This is a genomic window from Streptococcus mitis (assembly GCF_003942795.1).
GTDB classification, from domain to species: Bacteria; Bacillota; Bacilli; order Lactobacillales; family Streptococcaceae; genus Streptococcus; species Streptococcus mitis_BJ.
Window position 1 is genome coordinate 1 of record NZ_RJNY01000045.1, and the last position, 2,454, is coordinate 2,454.

At 31.7% G+C, this 2,454-nt stretch carries 2 protein-coding genes and 2 pseudogenes; all 4 read right to left on the bottom strand.

All coding sequences use genetic code 11. From position 1 onward, the window contains the following. A pseudogene (locus D8847_RS10700) lies at positions 1-236 on the bottom strand (site-specific integrase); the annotation flags it as partial. Then, positions 208-477: a DUF3173 family protein gene (locus tag D8847_RS10345; protein WP_000450956.1), complete on the bottom strand. Its 270-nt coding sequence runs from the start codon at positions 475-477 to the stop codon at positions 208-210. The gene D8847_RS10345 and the pseudogene D8847_RS10700, both read right to left, overlap by 29 nt. Positions 478-782: 305 nt before the next feature. After that, on the bottom strand, positions 783-1,004 hold the full coding sequence (locus D8847_RS10355; protein WP_049498444.1) for a helix-turn-helix domain-containing protein: 222 nt from the start codon (positions 1,002-1,004) through the stop codon (positions 783-785). A gap of 999 nt (positions 1,005-2,003) precedes the next feature. Continuing rightward, positions 2,004-2,215: pseudogene (locus D8847_RS10365) on the bottom strand (helix-turn-helix domain-containing protein). Between the last annotated feature and the right edge of the window lie 239 nt (positions 2,216-2,454).

Here is a 2,454-nt window from a genome sequence, read left to right on the forward strand (position 1 = left end):
CTAAAAGTTAGAAAACTATTATTAATAGTAGAGTTCACAAATTCATGTTTTAAACGAAGTATCTCTTCATAAGCTTCCTTAAAAGAATTAAACGGTAGTCCCTGTTGATTTTTCCTTCCTTTCTTTTGAATTCTTTTCCCAGTTATTGGATCAACTCCTAATTCAATTTGAAAGTAAATTTTTCCTTTTGAATCTTTGTATACACCTTTATATTTCTTTGTCTTTGATATAACCATTTTTCTCACCTTCTATATCTGAAAAAGAAATACCAATTAAATTTTCTACAATATTTTTAGGAGCAATGCCTAACCTTTTATTATCGAAAGGTGAACATCCTAATTGTACCGCATTCTTATCATTTTTTCTAGCTTCTTCAAACTTTTTTACAGCAATCTTTTTTGCTTGTCTAATAATATTTCTAGATGTGTGCTCTGGAAAACCAATCGCAACTAAATCTTTATAGTTTACTGTTTCCATGATTTTACTACTTCCTTTCTTAGATTTTTTCACCTCCATGGCATGACTGATGAAGTCATCATAAGAATTACACTTGCTGCTCTTTTACGGTGGCAGCCTGAACGGTCAGAAGTATCATTGTATATCATTTGTATCATGGCATATAAAGTATCGCTCTATTTTATTGATGGTTTTAAAATCGCTCTTGTCATGGCGAGCCATTCAAATCTGCTCCACAAATGAGGAAAGTACCATTTTGGACTATTTAATTGTCAAAGAACAAATAAAAAATCTCCTCATTTTCACACTCTATGAAATTGAGGAGATTATTTTCTAAAGCGAATTTTATCAGGAAAATCTGTCAATCCCAATAGATAGTCTGTACTGACATCGTAAAAGCTTGAGAGAGTTACCAATACATCTGCCGTCAAGGCATGCTCACCCCGTTCAATTTTAGCATAAGCTGAGTTTGTAAACGAAAGTATTTTAGCTATTTGTTTTTGGGTCAAATCGTGATCTTCCCTCAAATCTCTCAAACGTCTGTACATCTAGCTTTCTCCTGAGAAAAGTATAATATATAAAACTAAGATATCTTTCAAAGTGTCCAAACTGGACATTTTGAACTAAAATTAATTTATTAAACACTTCTCATAAGCATATCTATTAACCGTCTGGGAGCAAAGATTTTATCAACTATTTAAAATTACTGACTTTCAAAAATTAGTCTTATTGTAAAATCAAGTGAAACACAAAAGACATGTTTATCTAATATATTATAGTCTCAAAAATATTACAAAATTATAGGAAAATGTTCACAAATCAATCATACAAGCACTTCTCTGAAGCTGAACAATACTAAATTTTAGTTTTATTTAAACAAAGGAAAAAACTGCTTATACTGCTCGTTGTTAGGATAGAAAACATTCTATTTTTACTTGTAAAACTAACCGAGATTCTGTAACACCGGTGAAACAAATCAATGATAGAAGATCTACTGATAACAGTATTATGCAAATCCAATCTAGAATTTTCATTATCAATCTATAGAAGTTAGCCATTACTTATAACTAAATAAGATTTAGCCTGACTTTCTGACAGAGTTCACATAAGTGAAGAAAGAAAAACCAAGGAGACATAGTATGAAAATTTTTATTCACACTTATAAATTCCAACATTTTGATTATGTGAATATTAGTCAGCATATTTCAGGAGTATAAAAAATTAAGCATTGAAAGTTGCACACTATACTTTACTACTGATTATTCCAAAACATTCCCTCCTAATAACAAGTTACTCTAAGTTGATCCCAGTGGGAATGACTGGTGATATTACTACTCATGGGAGTTTCACCCACTATCTTTTTACGATGGCAGCCTAAACGGTTAGAAGTATCATTGTCCTCACTTGTGTCATGACAGATAGAGAACCACTCTATTTTATAGCTAATAATTTTCGCACCTATCACGGCGTATATCACTAAATTGCTCGACAAATAAGAAAGTCCCACCTCGGTTTATTCAATTGTCAATGAACAAATCAAGGAGAGACTATTTCATTTTATGTTTTATCATATCTGGACAATCTGTTAACCCTAATAGGTAATCCGTACTAACGTTATAGAGTTTAGAAAGTTGCACAAGGACATCTGCCGTTAGGGCAACCTCTCCTCTCTCAATTGTGCATAATTTGTATGAGGGAAGGAAAGTAAATTTGCAACAAATTTTTGGGTGAAATCGTGATCTTCTCTCAAATCTCTTATCCGTTAGTACATCTAGCTTTCTCCTAAGAAAAGTATATGTCACTTTCAGAAAAAGCTAGGAAATTGTCATAATATGACAGAAGTTTTTTCTCTGTCTATTTTTTACAAAAATCAACACCGATTGAATAACTCATCATAGTAATTACTTCAATGCCATTTCGAATTCATTTTAAACTCTTCAATGCAAGTTTTAAGAGTATACAAGTTAGTAAGTCACCTACTCCTACAACTCCAAAAAC